The organism is Lysobacter sp. KACC 24251 (assembly GCF_057747755.1).
In genome coordinates, this window is record NZ_CM173222.1 from 512,022 (window position 1) to 533,293 (window position 21,272).

At 69.7% G+C, this 21,272-nt stretch carries 20 protein-coding genes, 1 other RNA gene, 1 pseudogene and 1 riboswitch; of the genes and pseudogenes, 16 read left to right on the forward strand and 6 right to left on the reverse strand.

Going from position 1 to position 21,272, the window contains the following annotated elements; genetic code table 11:
• The first annotated feature begins 17 nt into the window (after nt 1–17).
• Genes gspD through AC3ARF_RS02380 form a run of 3 tightly spaced genes read left to right on the forward strand, consistent with a single transcriptional unit; the run spans nt 18 to nt 4,033 of the window.
• Nucleotides 18–2,243, forward strand: coding sequence for a type II secretion system secretin GspD (gene gspD, locus AC3ARF_RS02370; protein ID WP_498931963.1), 2,226 nt, complete (start codon nt 18–20; stop codon nt 2,241–2,243).
• Between the two features lie 42 nt (nt 2,244–2,285).
• Entirely contained in the window at nt 2,286–3,173 is an 888-nt protein-coding gene (locus AC3ARF_RS02375) for a glycosyltransferase family 2 protein (protein WP_498929939.1), read from the forward strand.
• On the forward strand, nt 3,170–4,033 hold the full coding sequence (locus AC3ARF_RS02380) for a glycosyltransferase family 2 protein (protein ID WP_498929940.1): 864 nt from the start codon (nt 3,170–3,172) through the stop codon (nt 4,031–4,033). Before AC3ARF_RS02375 ends, AC3ARF_RS02380 begins: the two co-directional genes overlap by 4 nt.
• 99 nt (nt 4,034–4,132) lie before the next feature.
• On the opposite strand, the gene pyrF is transcribed toward AC3ARF_RS02380, so the two are convergent.
• Nucleotides 4,133–4,945 carry an orotidine-5'-phosphate decarboxylase gene (pyrF, locus tag AC3ARF_RS02385; protein WP_498929942.1) on the reverse strand — a complete coding sequence of 271 codons (813 nt, stop codon included), beginning with the start codon at nt 4,943–4,945 and terminating at the stop codon, nt 4,133–4,135.
• 15 nt (nt 4,946–4,960) lie between these two features.
• Nucleotides 4,961–6,625: an energy-dependent translational throttle protein EttA gene (gene ettA / locus AC3ARF_RS02390; protein ID WP_498929944.1), complete on the reverse strand. Its 1,665-nt coding sequence runs from the start codon at nt 6,623–6,625 to the stop codon at nt 4,961–4,963.
• Nucleotides 6,626–6,842: 217 nt separating this feature from the next.
• On the opposite strand from ettA, the gene AC3ARF_RS02395 reads away from it, so the two are divergent.
• The 10 genes from AC3ARF_RS02395 (at nt 6,843) to thiL (ending at nt 15,378) form a co-directional block, all read left to right on the forward strand.
• On the forward strand, nt 6,843–7,238 hold the full coding sequence (locus AC3ARF_RS02395; protein WP_498929946.1) for a hypothetical protein: 396 nt from the start codon (nt 6,843–6,845) through the stop codon (nt 7,236–7,238).
• Between the two features lie 88 nt (nt 7,239–7,326).
• Complete coding sequence (glyA, locus tag AC3ARF_RS02400; RefSeq protein WP_498929947.1) at nt 7,327–8,580, forward strand: serine hydroxymethyltransferase; 1,254 nt, start codon at nt 7,327–7,329, stop codon at nt 8,578–8,580.
• Between the two features lie 9 nt (nt 8,581–8,589).
• Nucleotides 8,590–9,111: a transcriptional regulator NrdR gene (nrdR, locus tag AC3ARF_RS02405; protein WP_498929949.1), complete on the forward strand. Its 522-nt coding sequence runs from the start codon at nt 8,590–8,592 to the stop codon at nt 9,109–9,111.
• A gap of 67 nt (nt 9,112–9,178) precedes the next feature.
• Nucleotides 9,179–10,276 carry a bifunctional diaminohydroxyphosphoribosylaminopyrimidine deaminase/5-amino-6-(5-phosphoribosylamino)uracil reductase RibD gene (ribD, locus tag AC3ARF_RS02410; RefSeq protein ID WP_498929951.1) on the forward strand — a complete coding sequence of 366 codons (1,098 nt, stop codon included), beginning with the start codon at nt 9,179–9,181 and terminating at the stop codon, nt 10,274–10,276.
• Nucleotides 10,273–11,103, forward strand: a complete 831-nt coding sequence (locus tag AC3ARF_RS02415) for a class I SAM-dependent methyltransferase (protein WP_498929953.1) — start codon at nt 10,273–10,275, stop codon at nt 11,101–11,103. Before ribD ends, AC3ARF_RS02415 begins: the two co-directional genes overlap by 4 nt.
• Nucleotides 11,104–11,239: 136 nt before the next feature.
• A riboswitch (FMN riboswitch) is annotated at nt 11,240–11,405 on the forward strand.
• 236 nt (nt 11,406–11,641) lie between these two features.
• Nucleotides 11,642–12,289, forward strand: a complete 648-nt coding sequence (locus AC3ARF_RS02420) for a riboflavin synthase (protein ID WP_498929955.1) — start codon at nt 11,642–11,644, stop codon at nt 12,287–12,289.
• Nucleotides 12,286–13,401, forward strand: a complete 1,116-nt coding sequence (gene ribB / locus AC3ARF_RS02425; protein WP_498929956.1) for a 3,4-dihydroxy-2-butanone-4-phosphate synthase — start codon at nt 12,286–12,288, stop codon at nt 13,399–13,401. Before AC3ARF_RS02420 ends, ribB begins: the two co-directional genes overlap by 4 nt.
• Before the next feature lie 51 nt (nt 13,402–13,452).
• Entirely contained in the window at nt 13,453–13,950 is a 498-nt protein-coding gene (ribH, locus tag AC3ARF_RS02430) for a 6,7-dimethyl-8-ribityllumazine synthase (protein WP_498929958.1), read from the forward strand.
• Complete coding sequence (gene nusB, locus AC3ARF_RS02435; protein ID WP_498929960.1) at nt 13,947–14,408, forward strand: transcription antitermination factor NusB; 462 nt, start codon at nt 13,947–13,949, stop codon at nt 14,406–14,408. The genes ribH and nusB overlap by 4 nt, the downstream gene beginning before the upstream one ends.
• Before the next feature lie 16 nt (nt 14,409–14,424).
• Entirely contained in the window at nt 14,425–15,378 is a 954-nt protein-coding gene (gene thiL, locus AC3ARF_RS02440; protein ID WP_498929962.1) for a thiamine-phosphate kinase, read from the forward strand.
• A gap of 3 nt (nt 15,379–15,381) precedes the next feature.
• On the opposite strand, the gene AC3ARF_RS02445 is transcribed toward thiL, so the two are convergent.
• From AC3ARF_RS02445 to AC3ARF_RS02460, 4 genes and pseudogenes are all read right to left on the reverse strand, one after another.
• Nucleotides 15,382–15,966, reverse strand: a complete 585-nt coding sequence (locus AC3ARF_RS02445) for a uracil-DNA glycosylase family protein (RefSeq protein ID WP_498929963.1) — start codon at nt 15,964–15,966, stop codon at nt 15,382–15,384.
• 87 nt (nt 15,967–16,053) lie between these two features.
• The gene (locus AC3ARF_RS02450) at nt 16,054–17,442 is read right to left on the reverse strand and encodes an FAD-binding oxidoreductase (protein ID WP_498929965.1); all 1,389 of its coding nucleotides are present in this window, start codon (nt 17,440–17,442) and stop codon (nt 16,054–16,056) included.
• Nucleotides 17,439–17,843, reverse strand: coding sequence for a YraN family protein (locus tag AC3ARF_RS02455; protein ID WP_498931722.1), 405 nt, complete (start codon nt 17,841–17,843; stop codon nt 17,439–17,441). The genes AC3ARF_RS02450 and AC3ARF_RS02455 overlap by 4 nt, the downstream gene beginning before the upstream one ends.
• Nucleotides 17,824–19,026 (reverse strand): annotated as a pseudogene (locus tag AC3ARF_RS02460) (penicillin-binding protein activator); the annotation flags it as partial. The pseudogene AC3ARF_RS02460 and the gene AC3ARF_RS02455, both read right to left, overlap by 20 nt.
• A gap of 217 nt (nt 19,027–19,243) precedes the next feature.
• Here AC3ARF_RS02460 and rsmI point away from each other — a divergent pair.
• The 3 genes from rsmI to mraZ all read left to right on the forward strand — a co-directional run bounded on the left by rsmI (nt 19,244) and on the right by mraZ (nt 21,270).
• The gene (gene rsmI / locus AC3ARF_RS02465; protein WP_498929966.1) at nt 19,244–20,065 is read left to right on the forward strand and encodes a 16S rRNA (cytidine(1402)-2'-O)-methyltransferase; all 822 of its coding nucleotides are present in this window, start codon (nt 19,244–19,246) and stop codon (nt 20,063–20,065) included.
• A 42-nt stretch (nt 20,066–20,107) separates the two neighbouring features.
• Nucleotides 20,108–20,473: RNase P RNA component class A (gene rnpB / locus AC3ARF_RS02470), an RNA gene on the forward strand.
• 350 nt (nt 20,474–20,823) lie between these two features.
• Nucleotides 20,824–21,270 (forward strand): division/cell wall cluster transcriptional repressor MraZ, encoded by a 447-nt coding sequence (gene mraZ, locus AC3ARF_RS02475; protein ID WP_498929968.1) that lies wholly within the window; start codon nt 20,824–20,826, stop codon nt 21,268–21,270.
• Nucleotides 21,271–21,272: the final 2 nt, after the last annotated feature.

Here is a 21,272-nt window from a genome sequence, read left to right on the forward strand (position 1 = left end):
TCGTCGACGCCCCGTTGATGGCCTCGCCGCTCACGCGGGCCCTGTGGCTGGGCTGCAGCGTGGCATTCGCCACCTCGTGTGCGACCGTGCCGCAGGCCGATGTGCGTCGCGACGCTGATCCCGCGTCGCTGCAGCGCAGCGCCGGCACCGCCAGCTCGACCGCGGCCGTTGGCGGTGGGGTCAAGAGCGAGCCGCTTGCGGCCAGCGACGCCGGCCCGCGGCCCCAGATCCGCCGCGGCACCGGCCAGGTCATCAACCGTAGCGCCGCATCGGCGCCGCCGCCCAACTTCGGTGGCAGCAGCGGGCAGGCGACCTTCAACTTCGAAGGCGAGTCGCTGCATGCGGTGGTCAAGGCCATCCTGGGCGACATGCTGGGCCAGAACTATGTCATCGCGCCGGGCGTGCAGGGCACGGTGACGCTGGCCACCCCCAAGCCGGTCAGCCCGGCGGACGCGATGAACCTGCTGGAGATGGTGCTGGGCTGGAACAACGCCCGCATGGTCTACAGCGGCGGGCGCTACAACATCGTGCCGGCCGACCAGGCGCTGGCCGGCAACGTCGCTGCGCGCACCGGCCCGGCCGCGAGCGCGCGCGGTTTCGAAGTGCGCACGGTGCCGTTGCGCTACGTCTCGGCGAGCGAGATGGAGAAGATCCTCAAGCCCTACGCCCGCCCCAACGCGGTGGTGGGCGTGGACAGCGCGCGCAACGTCATCACCGTCAGCGGCAGTCGCGCCGAGCTGGAGAACTACCTGCGCACCATCGAGGTGTTCGATGTCGACTGGCTGTCGGGCATGTCGGTGGGCGTGTTCCCGCTCAAGTCGGGCAAGGCGACCAAGGTCGTCGCCGATCTGGAGAAGGTGTTCGGCGAACAGAGCAAGACGCCGGTGGCCGGCATGTTCCGCTTCATGCCGCTGGACGGTGCGAATGCGGTGCTGGTGATCACGCCGCAGGCCGCCTACCTCGATGACATCCGCACGTGGCTGGAGCGCATCGACGGCGCGGGCGGCGAGTCGCAGTTGTTCTCCTACGAACTCAAGTACATCAAGGCCAAGGATCTGGCCGACCGCCTCGCCGAGGTATTTGGCAGCACGAGTGGCGGCAACGGCAGCAGCAGCGGTGCGCCGTCGCTGATGCCGGGCCTGCAGTCGGTGGAGCTGAAGGACGGCGAGAGTGGCAGCGTCGCGCAGATGTCGGGCGAGGGCGGCAGCAGCGGCAGCAGTGGCGGCCTCGGCGAAGGCATGGCGCTGAGCCCGCGCACGGGCGGCGGCAATGGCGCGGTCACGCTGGACGTCGAAGGCAGCCGCGTGGGTGTGTCGGCGGTCGACGAAACCAATTCGCTGCTGGTCCGCGCCAACCCCGCCGCATGGCGTTCCATCCTCGAGGTGATCGAGCGCCTGGACGTGATGCCGATGCAGGTGCAGATCGAGGCGCAGGTGGTCGAGGTTTCGCTGACTGGCGACCTCAGCTACGGCGTCAACTGGTACTTCGAGAATGCGGTCAACGCCTCGATCGCGAACGGCGGCGCCGGCCTGCCCAGCGCGCTGGGCCGCACCATCTGGGGGGATATCGCCGGCGTCGTGGGCTCCGGCGGCATGGGTTGGACCTTCCTGGGCAAGAACGCGGCCGCGGTGATCACCGCGCTCGACGAGGTCACCGATCTCAAGCTGCTGCAGACGCCCTCGGTGGTGGTACGCAACAACGCCGAGGCCACCTTGAACGTAGGCACCCGCATCCCGATCGAGTCGGTCACGGTCAACCCCGGTACGGGCGTGAACACCTCGTACGGCCAGGTGCAGTACCTGGACACCGGCGTGATCCTCAAGGTGCGCCCGCGCGTGAGCAAGGACGGCATGGTGTTCCTCGACCTGGTGCAGGAAGTCAGTTCACCGGGCTCGCTGCCCGCGCGATGCGCCGACGCCGACTTCGAAGGCGCCTGCAACCCCCCTGTCAACACCCGCAAGCTCAAGACCGAGGCCGCGGTGCAGAGTGGCGACACCGTCATGCTCGCCGGCCTGATCAGCGACGGGCTGACCAAGGGCTCGTCCGGGCTGCCGGGACTCAGCCGCATCCCCATCATCGGCGGCCTGTTTGGCACGCGTTCGACCAATACCACGCGCAGCGAAGTGGTGGTGCTGCTGACGCCGACGATCATCCGCAACCCGCAGGAAGCACGCGACCTCACCGACGAGTACGGCCAGCGCTTCCGCGCATTGAAGCCGCTGCCGACCCAGCGGGCGTACTGATGCTCGAAGCCGGACGTGCGCATGGGTGAGGTGCGGGGCGGAATGCCCATCGTGGTGCTGCCGGTAGGCAGTGACGATGACGCCCTCGATGCCTGCCTTGCCGCACTGGACGCCAGTACGCCCGCTGGCACGCGGGTGTGGCTGGCCGACGACGCCTGCGCCGGGCCACGCGGTTACGCCATCATCGAACGCTGGATGGCGCGCACGGCGCTGAAAGCCGATTACACCCGCCGTCAGCGCAGCGTGGGCGAAGTGGTCCACCTGGACCAGGCCTTGGCCGCCTGCAGTGGCATGGACGTGGTGGTGCTGGCGCCGGACGCCGTGCCGCTACCCGGCTGGTTGGAGCGAATGAGCTCCAGCCTGCAGGCCGATGGCGCGATCGGCAGCGTGACCCCGTGGTCCAACGCGGGTGAGGTCGCCGCGTGGCCTCGGATTGGCGAGATCGCGCCGATGCCCGCCGAGCCCCTGAGCCTGGCGCATGCGGCCGCGCACATGCCGGCATTGCTGCCGGAACTGCCGGCGGCCGTGGGACACGCCGTGCTGCTGCGCGGCGCCGCGCGGGCGCGTGCTGGCGGGCTGGATGCGGCCAGCTACGGATCCTGGTATGCCGCGCTCATCGACCTTTCCTTGCGACTGGCCGGACTGGGTTGGCGCAACGTGCTCTGCGATTCCGCGTTCGTGGCCCGCCGTGGCGAGGGCGTGCCCGCGGACGGGGACATGGACCGGTTGGCAGTGCGCTGGCCGGACTGGCACGCGCGCCTTGCGCAGTGCCTGATGCAGGATCCGCTGCGCGGAGCGCGTGAGCAACTGTCGCAGTTGCTGGCGACGCTGGGCGCGCCGGCACCGCAGGGCGATCTGTTCGAGGGCGCGGGCGAGGGCAGAGCCCCCGCAGGCGCGCGTCCCGCCGTCATCGCGGACGACGACGCATGAGCGCCGTAACCGCGGATGCCCGCGTCGGCGCGGTTGTCGTCACCTACCAGAGCGCGAGCACCATTGATGCGTGCCTCACGCGATTGCGCGAGGCGGAGGGTGTCGCCGCCATCCGCGTGGTCGACAACGACTCCCGCGACGACACGCTGGAAGTGGTGCAGCGCCATGCGCTGGCCGACCCGCGCGTCCGCTTCATCGCCAACCCTGACAACCCGGGCTTCTCCGTCGCGTGCAACCAGGGCTCGCGCGAGGTCGACGCGCCGTGGCTGGCCTTCGTCAACCCCGACTGCCTGGTGGAACCCAATACCTTCACCCGGATGCTGGCCTTGGCCCCCGTCGCGCCGCCCACGTTGCTTGGTGCCGACCTGGTGGACGAGGAGGGCCGCCGCGATCCGGCCGCGCGGCGGCGTGACCCGGATTTCGCGAGGATGCTGCAGGGCGTGCTGCGCAATCCCGCCGGAAAGTCGCAACTGGCGGTGACCATCGATGATGGGCAGTCACTGCAGCCCGTGGACGCGATTTCCGGCGCGCTGATGTTGCTGCCCCGCGCGCTCTTCGAGCGCATCGGCGGCTTTGACGAGGGCTACCGGCTGCACGCCGAAGACCTGGACCTGTGCCGGCGGGTGCGTGCCGCCGGCGGCGCCGTGGCCGTGGCCAATGCCGTGCGCGTGCTGCATGTGCGTGGGGTTTCCAGCCGTTCGCGGCCGGTGTTCGTGGAGTGGCACAAGCACCGCGGCCTGTGGCGCTACTTCACCCGCTTCGAGGCGCCGCGACGGGGCACGTTGGTGCGTGCCGCGGTGTTCCTGGCCATCTGGCTGCGATTCCCACTGTCGGTGCTGAGGGCGGCGCTCAGGCGCTGAGCGCGTTCGCCAGGTGCGCCCCCGAGGAATCGGCACGGCCGCCCAAGCCAGCGCGGCTGCGGGCGGCCGAATGCGCGGCAGGTCCGCCTAACGACAACTTCAGCGGTGCTGGTTGATCTCGTCGCGCAGCGCCTTGGCAGCCGAAGCGGCCGCCTCGGCGTAATCCTCGCCACCCGAGGCGTACAGCACCGCGCGCGAGCTGCTGATGATCAGACCGGTGCCGTCGGCGGTTCGCGCATTGCGCACCACGGCGCCGGCATCGCCGCCCTGAGCGCCCACGCCGGGCACCAGGAACGGCACGTCACCGACGATCGCGCGCACGTCGCGCAGCTGCTCCGGCCACGTTGCACCCACCACCAGCGCGCAGTTGCCATTGCCGTTCCAATCGCGTGCGACCTTCTCGGCCACGTGCTGGTACAGCGGTCGGCCGTCCACCAGCAGGTCCTGCAGGTCACCCGCGCCCGGGTTGGAAGTGCGGCACAGGATCACCACGCCGCGATCGGCGCGGTCGAGGAACGGCTGCACCGAGTCACGACCCAGGTAGGGGTTGGCGGTCACCGCGTCGGCGGCATAGCGGTCGAAGGCCTCGGTGGCGTAGTGCTGGGCCGTGCTGCCGATGTCGCCGCGCTTGCTGTCCAGGATCACGGGAATGCCGGGGTGGTGCGCATGGATGTGCGCGATCACCCGCTCCAGTGCCCCTTCCTCGCCGAGCGCGGCGAAGTGCGCGATCTGCGGCTTGAACGCGCAGGCGTACTTGGCGGTGGCGTCGACGATGTCGATGCAGAAGTGCAGCACCGCGTCCGGGTCGTGGGCGAACTTTGCCGGGAACTTGGCTGGCTCCGGGTCCAACCCCACGCAGACCAGCGAGTTGGCCTGGTCCCAGCGGTTGCGCAACTGCTGCATGAAACTCATCGTCGACTCCGTCGCTTACTTCAGCGCCTTGAAGCGCAGGCGGTGCGGCTGTGCGCCCTCGGCACCCAGGCGACGCTTCTTGTCTTCCTCGTACTCGCGGTAGTTGCCCTGGAAGAACTCCACGTGCGAGTCGCCTTCGAAGGCAAGGATGTGCGTGGCGATGCGGTCCAGGAACCAGCGGTCGTGCGAGATCACGAAGGTGTTGCCCGGGAACTCCAGCAGCGCGTCTTCCAGCGCGCGCAGGGTTTCGATGTCCAGGTCGTTGGACGGTTCGTCGAGCAGCAGCACGTTGCCACCCTGCAGCAGGGTCTTGGCCATGTGCAGGCGGCCGCGCTCACCACCCGACAGCGAACCCACCAGCTTCTGCTGGTCCTGGCCCTTGAAGTTGAAGCGGCCGATGTAGGCGCGCGACTGGATCTCGATGCCGTTGATGTTGAGGATGTCGAGGCCGCCGGAGACCTCCTGGAACACGTTGTGGTTGCCTTCCAGCTTGTCGCGGCTCTGGTCCACGTACGCCAGCTTCACGGTCGGGCCGATGTTGATCGAGCCCGAGTCCGGCTTCTCCTGGCCGGTGATCATCTTGAACAGCGTCGACTTGCCGGCACCGTTGGGGCCGATGATGCCGACGATGGCGCCCGGCGGCACGATGAAGCTGAGGTCGTCGATCAGCAGGCGGTCGCCGAACTTCTTGCTGACGTTCTTGAACTCGATGACCGAGTTGCCCAGGCGCTCGCCCGGCGGAATGAAGATTTCATTCGTCTCGTTGCGGCGCTGGTAATCGACCGACTGCAGTTCGTCCAGGCGGGCGAGGCGGGCCTTGCCCTTGGAGCGGCCGCCCTTGGCGTTCTGGCGGGCCCACTCCAGTTCCTTCTGGATGGCCTTCTGCCGCGACTTCTCCTGGTTCTCTTCCTGCTTCAGGCGCTCGTCCTTCTGCACCAGCCAGTCGGTGTAGTTGCCCTTCCACGGGATGCCGCGGCCGCGGTCCAGCTCGAGGATCCACTCGGCGGCGTTGTCGAGGAAGTAGCGGTCGTGGGTGACGGCCACCACGGTGCCGGTGTAGCGGGCGAGGAACTGCTCCAGCCATTCCACCGACTCGGCGTCCAGGTGGTTGGTCGGCTCGTCGAGCAGCAGCATGTCCGGCTTCTGCAGCAGCAGCTGGCACAGCGCGACGCGACGCTTCTCGCCACCCGACAGGTTGCCGATCACCGCGTCCCACGGCGGCAGGCGCAGCGCGTCGGCGGCGACTTCCAGCTGTTGTTCCATCATGTGCGCATCGCCCGAAGCCAGGATCGCCTCGAGACGCTGCTGCTCGGCGGCCAGCTTGTCGAAGTCGGCGCCTTCCTCGGCGTACGCGGCGTAGACCGCGTCCAGCGCGTGCTGGGCGTTGATGATCTCGCCCAGGCCCACTTCCACCGCCTGGCGGACGGTCTGGGTCGGGTCCAACTGCGGCTCCTGCGCCAAGTAGCCGACCTTGATGCCGGGCTGCGGCCGCGCCTCGCCGGTGAAGTCCTTGTCCACGCCGGCCATGATCTTGAGCACGGTCGACTTGCCGGCGCCGTTCAGGCCCAGCAGGCCGATCTTCGCGCCGGGGAAAAAGGACAGCGATATGTCCTTGATGATCTGGCGCTTGGGCGGAACGGTCTTGCTGACACCGTTCATGGTGTAGATGAATTGCGACATGGGGGCTCCGGCGGGCGCGACGCCCCGGGGGCGTCGCTGGACATACGGCGGCGACCTGCCGGGGGCAGGGCCGGGGAAACTGGGGATCAGACCATTATCGCGGATGTCGGTCCGGGCCGCCATTCGCCGGGCCCGGCCGTTCAACGGCAGTTGGGGCGGATGTGGCCCGCGGACCGCCGGGTATACTTCGCCGCCCACGTGACCACGGATGGTCGTGATGTTCATGTACCTGCTCGGCGCCGTGCTGGCGCTGGTGTTCCTGAAATCCGTCCACGTCCGGGGGGCGTCGTTGCGGAGCGCTGCGGCCGTGGTCCTGGTGGTGGCCGCGCTCGTCTATGTCGGCGTGGCCGTCGCGGCCTGCACGTCGCAGGCGCTGGTCACCGAGCTGGTGGGGCTCGGGCTCTTCGCCGCCTTGGCATGGGCCGGGGTCCGCTGGCATCCGGGATTCCTGTTGCTGGGCTGGCTCGCCCATCCGGTATGGGATGGCGTATTTCACTTGATGACCCGCACGTGCACCCCGGGAGTGGTCTGGTACGCGCAGTTGTGTGTCGGATTCGACCTGGTCGTGGCAGTTGTCTTGGCAGGGCGCTTGCGGCGGCCGCGACCCGGCTGAGCGTGGGCGGTCCTTTGTGGCCCCGGGGTGTCCGCCGCCGTTACACTTGACTTCCTCCCCCCAGCAACCCCAACCCGTCGGAGTGGCGATGTTCCAGCGCAATGCCCGTATCGAAGCCTTTGATCCCGAACTCGCCAAGGCCATCGCCGACGAGACCCGCCGCCAGGAAGACCACGTCGAACTGATCGCCTCCGAGAACTACGCCAGCCCGCTGGTGATGGAAGCGCAGGGCAGCCAGCTGACCAACAAGTACGCCGAGGGTTACCCGGGCAAGCGCTACTACGGCGGTTGCGAGTACGTGGACGTGGCCGAGAACCTGGCCATCGAGCGCCTGAAGCAGCTGTTCGGCGCGGACTACGCCAACGTGCAGCCGCACTCCGGCTCGCAGGCCAACCAGGCCGTGTACTTCGCCCTGCTCAACCCGGGCGACACCATCCTCGGCATGTCGCTGGCCCACGGCGGCCACCTGACCCACGGCGCCAAGGTCAACATCTCCGGCAAGCTGCTCAACGCCGTGCAGTACGGCGTCAACGACCAGGGCCTGATCGATTACGACGAAGTCGAGCGCCTGGCCGTGGAGCACAAGCCGAAGATGGTCGTGGCCGGCTTCTCCGCCTACTCGCAGAAGATCGACTGGGCGCGCTTCCGCGAGATCGCCGACAAGGTCGGTGCCTACCTCTTCGTGGACATGGCGCATGTCGCCGGCCTAGTGGCCGCGGGCGTGTACCCCAATCCGCTGCCGCACGCACACGTGGTCACCTCGACCACGCACAAGACCCTGCGCGGCCCGCGCGGCGGCATCATCGTCGCCCAGGGCGCGTCCGAGGAGCTGGTGAAGAAGCTGCAGAGCATCGTCTTCCCGGGCATCCAGGGTGGCCCGCTGATGCACGTGATCGCGGCCAAGGCCGTGGCCTTCAAGGAAGCGCTGCAGCCGGAGTTCAAGACCTACCAGGAGCAGGTGGTGAAGAACGCGCAGGCGATGGCCAGGACCATCATGGCGCGCGGCTACAAGATCGTCTCCGGTGGCACCGAGAACCACCTGATGCTGATCGACATGATCGGCAAGGACGTCAGCGGCAAGGACGCGGAGGCTGCGCTGGGCAAGGCCCACATCACCGTCAACAAGAACTCGGTGCCCAACGACCCGCGTTCGCCGTTCGTGACCTCGGGCCTGCGCATCGGCACCCCGGCCGTCACCACACGTGGCTACAAGGAAGCCGACTGCGTGGCGCTGGCCGAGTGGATCTGCGACGTGCTGGACAACCCCAGCGACGACAAGGTCATCGCCGGGGTGCGCGACAACGTCAGCAAGCAGTGCAAGCAGTTCCCGGTCTACGGCTGACGCAGACGCATGCACTGTCCGTTCTGCCAGCACCTGGACACCCGCGTGATCGACTCGCGGGTGTCCGACGACGGCGCGACCATCCGTCGTCGCCGGGTGTGCGAGGCGTGCGGTGAGCGCTTCTCGACGCTGGAGACCATCGAGCTGAAGCTGCCGGCCATCGTCAAGAGCGACGGCCGGCGCGAGGCGTTCGACGCGCGCAAGCTGCGGGGCGGTTTCGATCGCGCGCTGCAGAAGCGCCCGGTGTCGGAAGAACAGATCGAAGCGGCGGTGCGCGCGGTGGTGCACCGCGCGCGCATGACCGCGGAGCGCGAGCTGCCGTCACGGCGGCTGGGCGAGTTCGTGATGGCCGAACTGCGCAAGCTCGACCACGTGGGCTACGTGCGTTTTGCTTCGGTGTACCGCGATTTCCAGGACGTGGCCGATTTCCGCGAGGAACTCGACCGGCTGGAAAGCGACCACGGCGGCGAAGGGCAGTTGCCGCTGCTGGAAGGGGAATCCGAGCCGGCGGCCAAGGGCCGCAAGCGCTGACCCTGCCGCAGACCCGTGCCGTCGGCGCCAGGACGGTAGCCGAAGGATCCCCCCCCTGGAGCAAACGATGACGCAGTTTTCCGCCACCGACCACGCCATGATGGCCCGCGCCATCCGCCTGGCCGAGCGTGGCGCCTACACCACCCGCCCCAACCCGATGGTGGGCTGCGTCATCGCCCAAGGCGACGAGGTGGTCGGCGAAGGCTGGCACGTGCGTGCCGGCGAGGCCCACGCCGAGGTCAACGCCCTGCAGCAGGCGGGCGAGCGTGCCAGGGGCGCCACGGTCTATGTGTCGCTGGAACCCTGTTCGCACACCGGACGCACTGGCCCCTGCGCGGACGCGCTGGTGGCCGCCGGGGTGTCGCGCGTCGTCGCGGCGATGCGTGACCCGTTCCCGCAGGTGGACGGCGCCGGTTTCGACAAGCTGCAGGCGGCCGGTATTGCGGTGGACAGTGGCCTGATGGCGGGTGATGCGCGTGCGCTCAACCGCGGCTACCTCTCGCGGCAGGAACGCGGTCGGCCGTGGGTGCGGGTCAAGCTGGCCACCAGCCTGGATGGCCGCACCGCGCTCGACAACGGCGAGTCCAAGTGGATCAGCGGCGAGGCTTCGCGCCACGACGTGCAGCACTGGCGCGCGCGTGCCGGCGCCGTCCTGACCGGCGCCGGGACGGTGCTGGCCGACGATCCCTCGTTGACCGTGCGCCTGGGCGATGACACCCCGTTCCTGCCCCCGTTGCGCGTGGTGCTCGACCCCGGCCTGGCCACCGTCGCTCGCGGCCGCGTGCGCGAGGGCGATGCGCCGACGTTGTACATCCACGCCCCCGACGCCAAGCCGCCGCGCGGGCTGACCACCCAGGTCGCGTCCGCGCCGGTGAGGGGCGGGCTGTTCGATCTCCACGCAGTGCTCCAGCTGCTGGCCGCGCGCGAGATCAATGAGGTGCAGATCGAGGCGGGCGCGACGTTGGCCGGTGCGTTCATGGCGGCCGGACTGGTGGACGAAATCCTGCTGTACGTGGCGCCGGTGCTGCTGGGCGAGAACGCGCGGCCGATGTTCGACGGCCTCGGCATCACCACCATGGCCGAACGCCACCACCTGCGCATCGTCGAGTCGCGCTACATCGGCCACGACGTGCGCCTGCTGTTGCAGCCGGTGCACACCGGGTGAGCACGGGCGGCTTCAAGGACCATTTCTCCGGTATCGCCGATGCCTATGCCGCCGTGCGACCGGAATATCCGGACGCGCTGTTCGACGCGATTGCCCTGCACGTGCCGGCCACCGCGCGGGTATGGGAGCCGGGTTGCGGCAGCGGGCAGGCCACGCATGGGCTGGTCGCCCGCTTCGCGCACGTGCACGCCACCGACCCCAGCGCCCAGCAATTGGTTCAACACTGGGCGTGCGCGGACGACCGTGGGCTTGCGACGACGTCTGCGGGGGGCGAGGCAGCCGCCCCGCCAGTGCCCTTGCCCTCGTCCGATCCACGGGTGTCGCTGGCAGTCGAGCCCGGCGAGCGCACGGCCCTCGCCGAGGGCTCGGTGCAGCTGATCGCCGTCGCGCAGGCGCTGCACTGGTTCGACCGGCCGGAGTTCTTTGCCGAGTGCCAGCGCGTGCTGGCCCCGGGCGGTGTCCTCGCGGCCTGGGGGTATCCGGACTTCGTGGCCCCGGAGGGCATGCTGGACGCGGTGGCGGCCTTCCGCGCCCGTATCGAACCTTACTGGCCCCCGGAGCGAGCGCAGATCGATGCGCGCTACGCCGGTTACGAATGGCCGTTCCCCGCGCTGCCGGCGCCCGCGCTGTGGCTGGAGGCGGAGTGGTCGCTTCGTCACTTCCTGCGCTACCTGTCCAGCATGTCGGCCAGTGCGCGCTGTCGTGCGGCCACCGGCATCGACCCAGTGGCCCACCACGCACCGGCCCTGGCCGAAAACTGGGGCGACGCCGCGGACCTGCGCACTATCAGCTGGCCCCTGTTCCTGCACCTGCGACAGAAGCCCTGACGCGGCCTCGGCCCGCCGGCCGACGGGAGGCGCCGCAGCACCTCGCCAACACTGCGTTCCACGGGTGCAGTGCGCTCCGCAGCGGGCGTGCGGGCCGGCGGTGGTAGAATGCCCGCGCCGCCCCGGCGGCATAACGCGACGTCTTCAGGGCGGGGTGCAACTCCCCACCGGCGGTAGGTCGCACGGCCCCGGTCGTGCAACAAGCCCGCGAGCGCTTCCCGATGCCCCTGGTACCGGGAAGGTCAGCAGATCCGGTCCAATGCCGGAGCCGACGGTCATAGTCCGGATGAAAGAAGACGGCGTGCGCATCCGCTGCAGCGCCCGTGCGCGTGGCGGAGCGCCAGCGACCGTCCGCCGGTCGTGGCGGACGCGCATGCCACTGCCTTGCGACGTTTTTCGCTCGCCTTCCACGCGGGAAACGTGCCATGCCTCAATTGATGTTCGGCCCCTCCAGTCGACGCGCCACCCGTCAGGTCCATGGTTGCGTCGCCACTTTCGCGGTGGACGTTGGCTGTTGCATGCCCATGGGGGCCGCCTGATGTTCACCGGCATCATCGAAGGCGTCGGCCGCCTCGCCTCGCGTGACCTGCAGGACGGCGACGCCCGCCTGCGCATCGAAGTTGGCAGCCTGCCGTTCGATGACGTGCGCCTGGGTGAAAGCATCGCGGTCAACGGCACCTGCCTGACCGTCATCGCCTACGACGCCACCTCGTTCGACGCCGATGCCTCCACCGAGACACTCGCGCTGACGACGCTGGGCGCGCTGCCGGTCGGCGCCATGGTCAACCTCGAACGCGCGATGCGCCCCACCGACCGCCTTGGCGGCCACATCGTCAGCGGCCACGTCGATGGCGTGGGCCGCGTCGAACGCATCACCGAGGACGCGCGCGCGCTGCGCTGGCGGTTCCGCGCGCCGCCCGCGCTGCTGCGCTACGTCGCCAAGAAGGGCTCGATCTGCGTCGACGGCGTCAGCCTCACCGTCAACGAAGTGGATGACGCCGGCTTCGAGGTCGCGCTGATTCCGCACACCGTGTCGCACACCGCGTTCCAGCAGACCCGCGTCGGCGATGCGGTCAACCTCGAGGTGGACCTGGTCGCGCGCTATGCCGAGCGCCTGTTCGCCCACCGCGCCACCACCCCCGACGACCATTTCGCAAGCGGCGCCGCCGCTGGAGAATCCGCATGAGCTTCGCCACCATCCCCGAGATCCTCGAGGAAATCCGCGCCGGCCGCATGGTCGTGATCGTCGACGACGAGGACCGCGAGAACGAAGGCGACCTGATCATGGCCGCCGAACTGGTGCGGCCGCAGGACATCAACTTCATGGTCACCCACGCCCGTGGCCTGGTGTGCCTGTCGCTGACCCGCGAGCGCTGCCGCCAGCTGGGCCTGCCGCCGATGGTGCGTGACAACACCTCGCCGCACCACACCAACTTCACCGTCAGCATCGAGGCCGCCGAGGGCGTGACCACCGGCATCAGCGCCTACGACCGCGCGCATACCGTGCGCACCGCGGTGCGGCCCGACGCCACCGCGGACGACCTCAGCCAGCCGGGCCACATCTTCCCGCTGCAGGCGCAGCCGGGCGGCGTGCTCAACCGTGCCGGCCACACCGAGGCGGCCAGCGACCTGGCGTTGCTGGCGGGGCTGGAGCCGTCCGGCGTGCTGGTGGAGATCCTCAACGCCGACGGCAGCATGGCCCGCCGCCCGCAACTGGAGGCCTTCGCCAGGGAGCACGGCCTGAAGATCGGCTCGATCGAGGAACTGATCCGCTACCGCCTGGCCACCGAGCACACCGTGGAACGCGTCGACAGCCGCCAGATCGACACCGAGCACGGCCCCTTCCAGCTGACGACCTACCGCGATCGCCTCAGCCACGCGCTGCACTTCGCCCTGCTGCGCGGGACCCCGGACAAGCCGGAACCGACGCTGGTGCGCGTGCACGTGCAGAACCCGCTGGCCGATGCGCTGCACTGGCGCCGCCCGGACTTCGGCCCGGCGGTGGGCGACGTGCTGGCGGCCCTCGCCCGCGAGGACCGGGGCGCCCTGGTGGTGCTGGCCGACACGGCCACCCCCGACGCGCTGCTCGCCCGGCTGCGCGAGCCGGCCCACCAGGACGAGTTGACGCCCGGCGCCGGCCACGCCCTGACCGAGTGGCGCCGCACGGGCGCCGGTGCGCAGATCCTGGCCGACCTGGGCTTGGGCAAACTGCGGGTGCTGGGTACCCCACGCAAGCAGATCGGCTTGGCGGGCTTTGGCCTCGAGGTCGTCGAGTACGTGGACCCGCACACGCTCTGATCGGCCCCAGCAGCTAAACTAACCCTCTTCACCCCACCACCGGCCCCCTCCATGCCCCATATCGAAGGCGACCTGCGCAGCCCGACCGGCGCGCGCTACGCCATCATCGCCAGCCGCTGGAACCCGCGCATCACCGACACCCTGGTGGCGGGCGCGCGCAAGACCTTCACCGACAACGGCGTGGCCGAGGATGCAGTGGACGTGATCCGCGTGCCCGGCGCATGGGAGATTCCGGTGACCGCTGCCCGCATTGCCGCGGCCGGCCAGCACGCCGCTGTGGTGGCGCTGGGTTGCGTGGTGCGCGGCGACACCCGCCACTACGAGCAGGTGGCCGACGGCTGTTCCGAGGGACTGATGCGCGTGGCGCTGGACTACGGCGTGCCGGTGGCCAACGGCGTGCTCGCCGTGGACCGCTTCGAGGATGCCCAGGCCCGCGCCGGCGGCAGCCATGGCAACAAGGGCGAGGAGGCCGCGCTGGTGGTGATCGAGATGTGCCATCTGCTTGACCAGTTGCCCGCCGCCCACGACCTGCTGGAGGTGCTGGAATGAACCGCCGCCGCCCCGATGGCGTGGATCCCGTCGCCCGTTCGCGTGCGCGACGCCGTGCGTTGCAGGCCGTGTACGCCTGGCAACTGTCCGGCGCCAAGGTCAACGACGTGATCGCGCAGTTCGCGCACGAGCAGGCCAAGGAGCCGGCCGACCTCGAGTACTTCGAGGACCTGGTCCGTGGCGTGGACGGGCACGTCAAGGACCTCGACCAGGCGCTGGCCCCGTTCCTCGACCGCGAGGTCGAGCAGGTGGACCCGGTGGAGCGTGCCGCACTGCGCATCGCCGCCTACGAGTTGCGCCAACGCCCGGACGTGCCGTACCGCGTGGTCATCAACGAGGCCATCGAGTCGGTCAAGCGCTTTGGCGCCGAGCACGGCCACACCTACGTCAACGGCGTGCTCGACCATGCCGCCGCCGCATGGCGCGCGGTGGAAGTGGGGGCCGGGCGCGGCAAGTAAGCCGCGCGCGGGTGCCTTGCCAGAGTTCGACCTGATCGCCCGCATCGCGCAGCGCGCCGCCACGCGCGACGACGTGGTGCTGGGCATCGGTGACGACGCGGCGCTGCTGCAACCGCCGACCGGGCAGCAGCTGGTCGTCGCGATGGACGCCCTCAACGCCGGCGTGCACTTCCCCGAGGAGACTGCGCCGGCCGATATCGGCTGGAAGGCGCTGGCGGTCAACCTGTCGGACCTGGCGGCGATGGGTGCCACGCCGGCGTGGTGCACCCTGTCGCTGTCCCTCCCGCGTAGCGATGCAACGTGGGTGGATGCGTTCCTGGATGGCTTCCTCGATCTTGCAGCCCGGCACCGCGTGGCGCTGGTGGGGGGTGACACGACCCGTGGCCCGCTGTCGATCTGCGTGACCGTGCACGGCTTTGTCCCGCCGGGGCAGGCGCTGCGCCGCGACGCCGCGCGCACGGGCGATGACGTCTGGCTCAGCGGCACCGTGGGTGACGCCGCCGGCGCCTTGGCCCAGTGGACCACCGGCCAGTCCATGTCATCGGCCCTGCGCAACCGGCTGGACCGGCCGATCCCGCGCGTTGAACTGGGACGCGCGCTGGTCGGTGTAGCCCATGCCTGCATCGACATCTCCGACGGCCTGGCGGCAGACCTGGCGCATGTGGCCGTGGCCAGCGGGGTCGGCATCGACTTGGAGTGCGCCGCGTTACCGGCGTCGGAATCCCTGACCGCTGCCTTTCCCGCGGCCGAGCGCCAGCGCCTGCAAGCCAGCGGGGGCGACGACTACGAGTTGTGCTTCACCGCGGCGGTGACGTCACGCACCGCGATCGAGCGCATCGCCCGCGACCAGGGGCTGCGACTTACCCGAATCGGTACGGTCACGCCCACTGCCGGGCGAGTGCGCCTGCTGCAGGCGGGGGGCGTCGAGTGGCGGCCTTCGCAAGTCGGTTACGAGCATTTCGCCGGGTAACGCTCAGCCCAGCAGCGCGTGAACGCGCTCGCGCAGAGCGGGCACCGTTTCCGCCTCGAACCACGGATTCGCCTTGAACCAGCCGACGTTGCGCGGACTGGGATGGGGCAGGGGCAGGTGAGCGGGCAGGTACTCTCGCCACGCGCGCACGGTTTCGGTAAGCGTCGCCTTGCGTCGCGAACCGAGGAAGTAGCCCTGCGCGTACTGGCCGACAAGCAATGTCAGGCGGATCTGCGGCAGCAACGGCAACAACTGCGGGTGCCAGGTGGCACGGCACTCGGGGCGGGGCGGAAGATCGCCCGAGGGTCCGCGGCCCGGATAGCAGAAGCCCATGGGCACGATGGCCACGTGGCGCTCGTCATAGAACCGGTCCGCGTCCAGACCCAGCCACTGGCGCAGGCGTTGGCCGCTGGCGTCGTTCCATGGAATGCCGGTAGCGTGGACCTTGGTGCCGGGGGCCTGGCCTACCACCAGCAATCTTGCGGTCGCGCTGGCGCGCAGCACGGGGTTGGGACCCAGCGGCAGGTGCGCCTCGCAGATGCGGCAGGCACGGATGTCGCGCAACAGGCGGTCCAGTGGGCGGCTCACGTGGAGTGGCCTCTCCGGGGAGGGCGCACGCAGGTTAACCCTTGGGCGCGTGCAGGCCGCGTGGCCAACGCGTGACCTGGGCAGCCTTCAGGGCGGCAGCAACTTGCCGGGATTGAGGATGCCGTCCGGGTCGAACACCGCCTTCAGCTGCCGCATGACGGCCAGGGTGGCGGGCGTCACTGCCTGCGGCATGAAGTCCCGCTTGGCCAGGCCGATGCCGTGCTCGCCCGACAGGGTGCCGCCCAGCGATACCGCCAGCGCGAACACGCGTGCCATCGCGCCGCGCGCGCGCTGCGCCTGCGCGCCATCGGCCGGGTCGTACATCAGGTTGACGTGCAGGTTGCCGTTGCCCGCGTGGCCAAAGCAGACAATGGGCAGGTCGAACTCGCGTGCCAGCGCCTGCACCCCATCGACCAGCGCGGGGATGCGCGATACCGGAACCACCACGTCCTCGTTGATCTTGCCCGGGGCCAGCGTGCGCAGCGCAGGCGAAAGTGCCTTGCGCGCGGCCCACAGCTTCGCGCGGGCGGCTTCGTCGGCGGCATCGTCCAGCGAGACCAGCCCATCGCCTTCGGCCGCCCGGGCCAGGGCTTCGATGTCGTGCGGCAGGGTTTCCGCGTCACCGTCGGCTTCGATCATCAGCAATGCGCCGGCATCGGCCGGCAGGTCGGCGCCGCCCACGTCGCGGGCCAAGCGCACCGCTTGCGCGTCCATGAACTCCAGCATCGACGGCGTCACCGGTTGCGCCATCAACCGCGCCACCGCCTGCGCCGCGCAGGACACGTCGCGGTAGATCGCGCGCAGCGCGCGGCGTGCCGAAGGTGCGGGCGTGAGCCTCAGGCTTGCTTCGACGATCAGCGCCAGCGTGCCCTCGCTGCCCACCAGCAGGCGGTGCAGGTCATAGCCGGTGGCACCCTTGGTGGTCGCCGTGCCGCACTCGATCAGTTCGCCCGCGCCGGTGACCGCGGTGAGGGCGAGCACGTTGTCGCGGCTGGCCCCGTACTTCACCGCGCGCGGGCCGCCGGCGTTGCAGGCGAGGTTGCCGCCGACCGTGCTGAACACCGCACTGGTCGGATCCGGCGGCCAGAACAGGCCGTGGGGTTGCAGCGCCGTTTGCAGGTCGCCGTTGAGCACGCCCGGTTCCACCACTGCGCAGCGGTCGCCGGGGCGGATGTCGATGATCCGGTTCATGCGCTCGAACGACACCACCACGCCACCTGAAATCGGCACGGTGGCCCCGGTGGTGTTGGTGCCGCGGCCGCGTGCCACCAACGGCACGCGGTGCGCGCGGCAGGCGCGCACCAGCGCCACCACCTGTTCGCGCGTGGTCGGCAGCGCCACGGCATCGGGCAGCGCTTCGCGTCGCGAGTTGTCGAAAGCGTAGGCCAGCCGCTCACTGGCATCGGTAAACCAGGCGTCCCCGAGCAGGGCGTGCAACTCGGCATCCAGTGCGGCGGGGAGCGGCGAAGCGCTCACATCACGTCATCCACGCGGAAGGCATCGCGCAGCCAGGTCAGTTGTGGGGCCGTGGCATCGCCTTCGGCGTCGATCACGTCGAAGCGGCAGGGTGCATCGGCCCATCGCGGGTGGTGCATCAGGAACAGTTGCGCGGCGCGCACCAGCTTGCGGCATTTGCGCCAGTCGACCGAAGCGGCGCCACCGCCGTAGCGGTCGTCGCGCCGGTAGCGCACCTCGACGAAGACCAGTCCGTCGCCGTCACGCATCACCAGGTCCAGCTCACCGAGGCGATACCCGACGTTGGCAGCCACCGGCACCAGGCCCTGTGCCACGAGGTAGTCGCGTGCGGCCGCCTCGACCGACGCGCCGAGGGCGCGCCGGTCGCGTGGAGCGGCCGCCTCAGAGCGGTACGGCGACACCGCCACGGAACGTCGACCACGCCGGCGTGCGCTGCACGTTGCCGAATCCGTCCATGCGAAGCGTGCCCGTGGCGCCTTCGATGCGGCCATCGGCCGACACCGCCAGCCGCTCCAGGTACGCCGCCAGCAACCACGCGTCGTGGCCGAAGGCGAACAGGCGCGCTGCTCCGCCGCGGGCGTTGGGCAACATTTGCGCGGCGGACGCCGCGGCGGGCAGGCCGCGGGCGCCGTGCGTGGTCCAGGTCTCGGACGGGAAGGCGATGCCATCCAGTGCCGCATCTTCAGTCGGCTTGCCCGTGCCCGACAGCAGTTGCGAGGTCGCGACGACCGGCCTGCCGCTCAAGCCGGCCAGCGCCAGCTTGGGCACCACGCCGCGCGCCGTGTTGCCGCGCACGGCCAGGAACACCGCATCCACGCCCTTCTGCGCGAACGGCGCGAAGTCAACGGTGCCGCTGCCGACCACGTCGGTGACGCTGGCACCGCGTTCGGCCAGACGGCCGCGCAACGCGGCGACGGCACGGCGCTGGGTGTCGTCCTCCCCGCCGACCACCAGCACGCGGGTGGACTTGCGACCCAGCAGCCACTCCGCGGCGGCGACGCCTTCGTCCTCCGGCGACAGGGAGAAGCTTGCATTGCCGGCCGGCGGAGGCGTGTCGCCACGGTTCAGCGCCAGCAGCGGCACCGGCAACGATGGGCGGGAAAAGATCGTGGTGACCTCGTCGCGCCCCAGCGGGCCGACCACGAAGTCGTTGCCCTCGGCCACGGCGCGGTCATATGCCGCGCCCACGCCAGCGGCCGTGTCGTAGAACTGCACCTCGGGCTTGGCCCGCGACTCGCCGAAGTAACCTGCCAGCAGGCCGTCGCGTACCGGAGCTGCCGCCGGGGCCAGGCTGCCCGACAACGGCAGCAGCACCGCCAGCTTCAGAGGCGGGCGGTAGCCGTCGCGGTCGGCGGCCGGCCGGTTACCGGCGTCGAACTTCCATGCGCTGCGATCGAACGGGCGGGGCAGCGGCAGGCCGCGCACCAGCAGGGCTCGCCCCGTGTAGTTGTACAGCGGGTCGCCGGCCGGCAGCGCCGCGGCCTCGCGCGCCAGCGTGGCGTTGTCCAGTTGGGCCAGCAGGCGCTCGATCTGCTCGTCCTGGGTCCTGCGCGCGGTGCCGCTCAGGCCGGCGGCGGCTACGGCGAGCGCGTGCGCCTGCTGCACCTGCGGCGAGCGACTGACCTGTTCGGTGCGCGCGCCCCCGGTCGGTACCGTGGCGCAACCACCGACCAGCGCGGCCAGCAGCACCGGCGCGAACATCCACTTCCTCGAGACAGTCATCATCGGCATGCAGGCGCCGCCACGCGGCGTTTGGGGGGGACCGGGTTAGGATTCTACCCGTCCCTCCTGTGGAAGCACGATGCAGACCCCCGGCACCCTCCATGTCGTCGCCACGCCTATCGGCAACCTCGGCGACCTTTCCACGCGCGCGCTCGACACCCTGCGCACGGTCGCCGCGGTCTGCGCCGAAGACACCCGCCACACCCGCCAGTTGCTGGCCCATTTCGGCCTGGAGCGGCCCCTGGTCGCCCTCCACCAGCACAACGAGGACGCGCAGGCCGCGCAACTGGTGGCGCGGCTGCAGGCCGGCGAGTCGCTGGCGCTGGTCTCGGACGCGGGCACGCCGCTGGTCAGCGACCCCGGCTTCCGCGTGGTCCGCGCCGCGCGCGCGGCGGGGATCAAGGTCTCGCCGGTGCCCGGTGCCTGCGCGGCCATCGCCGCGCTGAGCGTGGCGGGTCTGCCCTCGGACCGCTTCACCTTCGAGGGTTTCCTGCCGGCCAAGGCGTCCGCGCGCCGCGAGCGGCTGTCGCGGCTGGCCGCCGAGCCGCGCACGCTGCTGTTCTACGAGTCCGCGCACCGCATCGACGAGGCATTGGAGGACATGGTGGGTGCTTTCGGCGCGCAGCGGCCCGCCGTGCTGGCGCGCGAACTGACCAAGCTGTTCGAGACGGTGCTCGACGGCACCCTGGCCGAACTCCTGGCCAAGGTCCAGGCCGACCCGAACCAGCGCAAGGGCGAATTCGTGGTCATCGTCGAAGGCGCGGGCGACGACGCCGATGCGCGCCTGGCGGAAGGCAAGCGCCTGTACGCCAAGCTGGCCGAGCACCTGCCGCCGTCAACCGCGGCCAAACTGGCCGCTGAACTGAGTGGCGCGCCGCGGAAGGCGTTGTACGGGGTGTAGCCCGTCCGACCACCCTGCAAACCATGCGACAATAGCCATGGCGGAGCCGGCTAGACAGTCGCGTCATTCGAAAGAATGCCGAGGAAAGTCCGGGCTCCACAGGGCACGGTGCCAGGTAACGCCTGGGCGGCGCGAGCCGACGGAAAGTGCAACAGAGAGTAGACCGCCGAACGGCCCGGTGCTCGAAAGAGCGCTTGGCGCGTGGCAAGGGTGAAACGGTGCGGTAAGAGCGCACCGCGAGTCTGGCAACAGACCGGCACGGCAAACCCCACCGGGAGCAAGACCAAATAGGGAGACAATGCCGCGGCCCGCGGTGTCTCCGGGTAGGTTGCTTGAGCGTATCGGTGACGATGCGCCTAGAGGAATGACTGTCCACGACAGAACCCGGCTTACCGGCCGGCTCCGCCACTTTGACTGCACCTGCCCGCCGCGTCTCCGGCAGGGGCATTTGCGCAGTGCAGCATGCGTGCTCGCAGCTCTGGCTGGGTGCGAAGGTCATCACGCAAGTGATTGTTATCTGGATGTGAAGAGCCATCCAAGACCAAAAGATGAGCTGAAACAAGACTTAGTGGATAAGTCTTGAATAAGAGTGTGAAGTTTCCCTTAAGCCATTGATGCGCCAAGCGAAATTCCCACTGGAAAGTTGTTGACAACCCCAGAGGCCCTGCCTAAGGTGGGCATCAGAGGGAAATCCGGGTTTTTTGTGGTTTTCCAGTGGCGAAGCCGCCCGCTTAGAGGTGGCGCACACAAGGTGCTCAATGTTCCAGGGCGAGACCGCCATCACGATTGACGAGAAGGGCCGGCTGGCGGTGCCCACCGCCTACCGCGACCTCGTCGCGCGCGATTGCGGCAACAAACTGGTCATCACCTACAACCCGTTCGAATCCGGGTCCCTCTACATCTATCCGCATCACGTGTGGGAGCGCGTCCGCGACGACGTCAACAAGCTCCCGCGGGTCAAGAAGTTCAGCCGGGTGATGCAACTCAAGCTGGTGGGCGCGGCCCACTTCGTCGAACTGGACGGCAACAGCCGCATCACCATTCCCCCCAGCCACCGCAGCGCCGTCGGCATTGAAAAGAAGGCCGTCCTGCTGGGCATGGGCGACAAATTCGAGTTGTGGAGCGAGCACGCGCATCACGAGCAGATCCGTCAGGTCATCACTGACGAGGATCTGAGCGACGAGCTGCTCGATTTGCAGTTGTGACG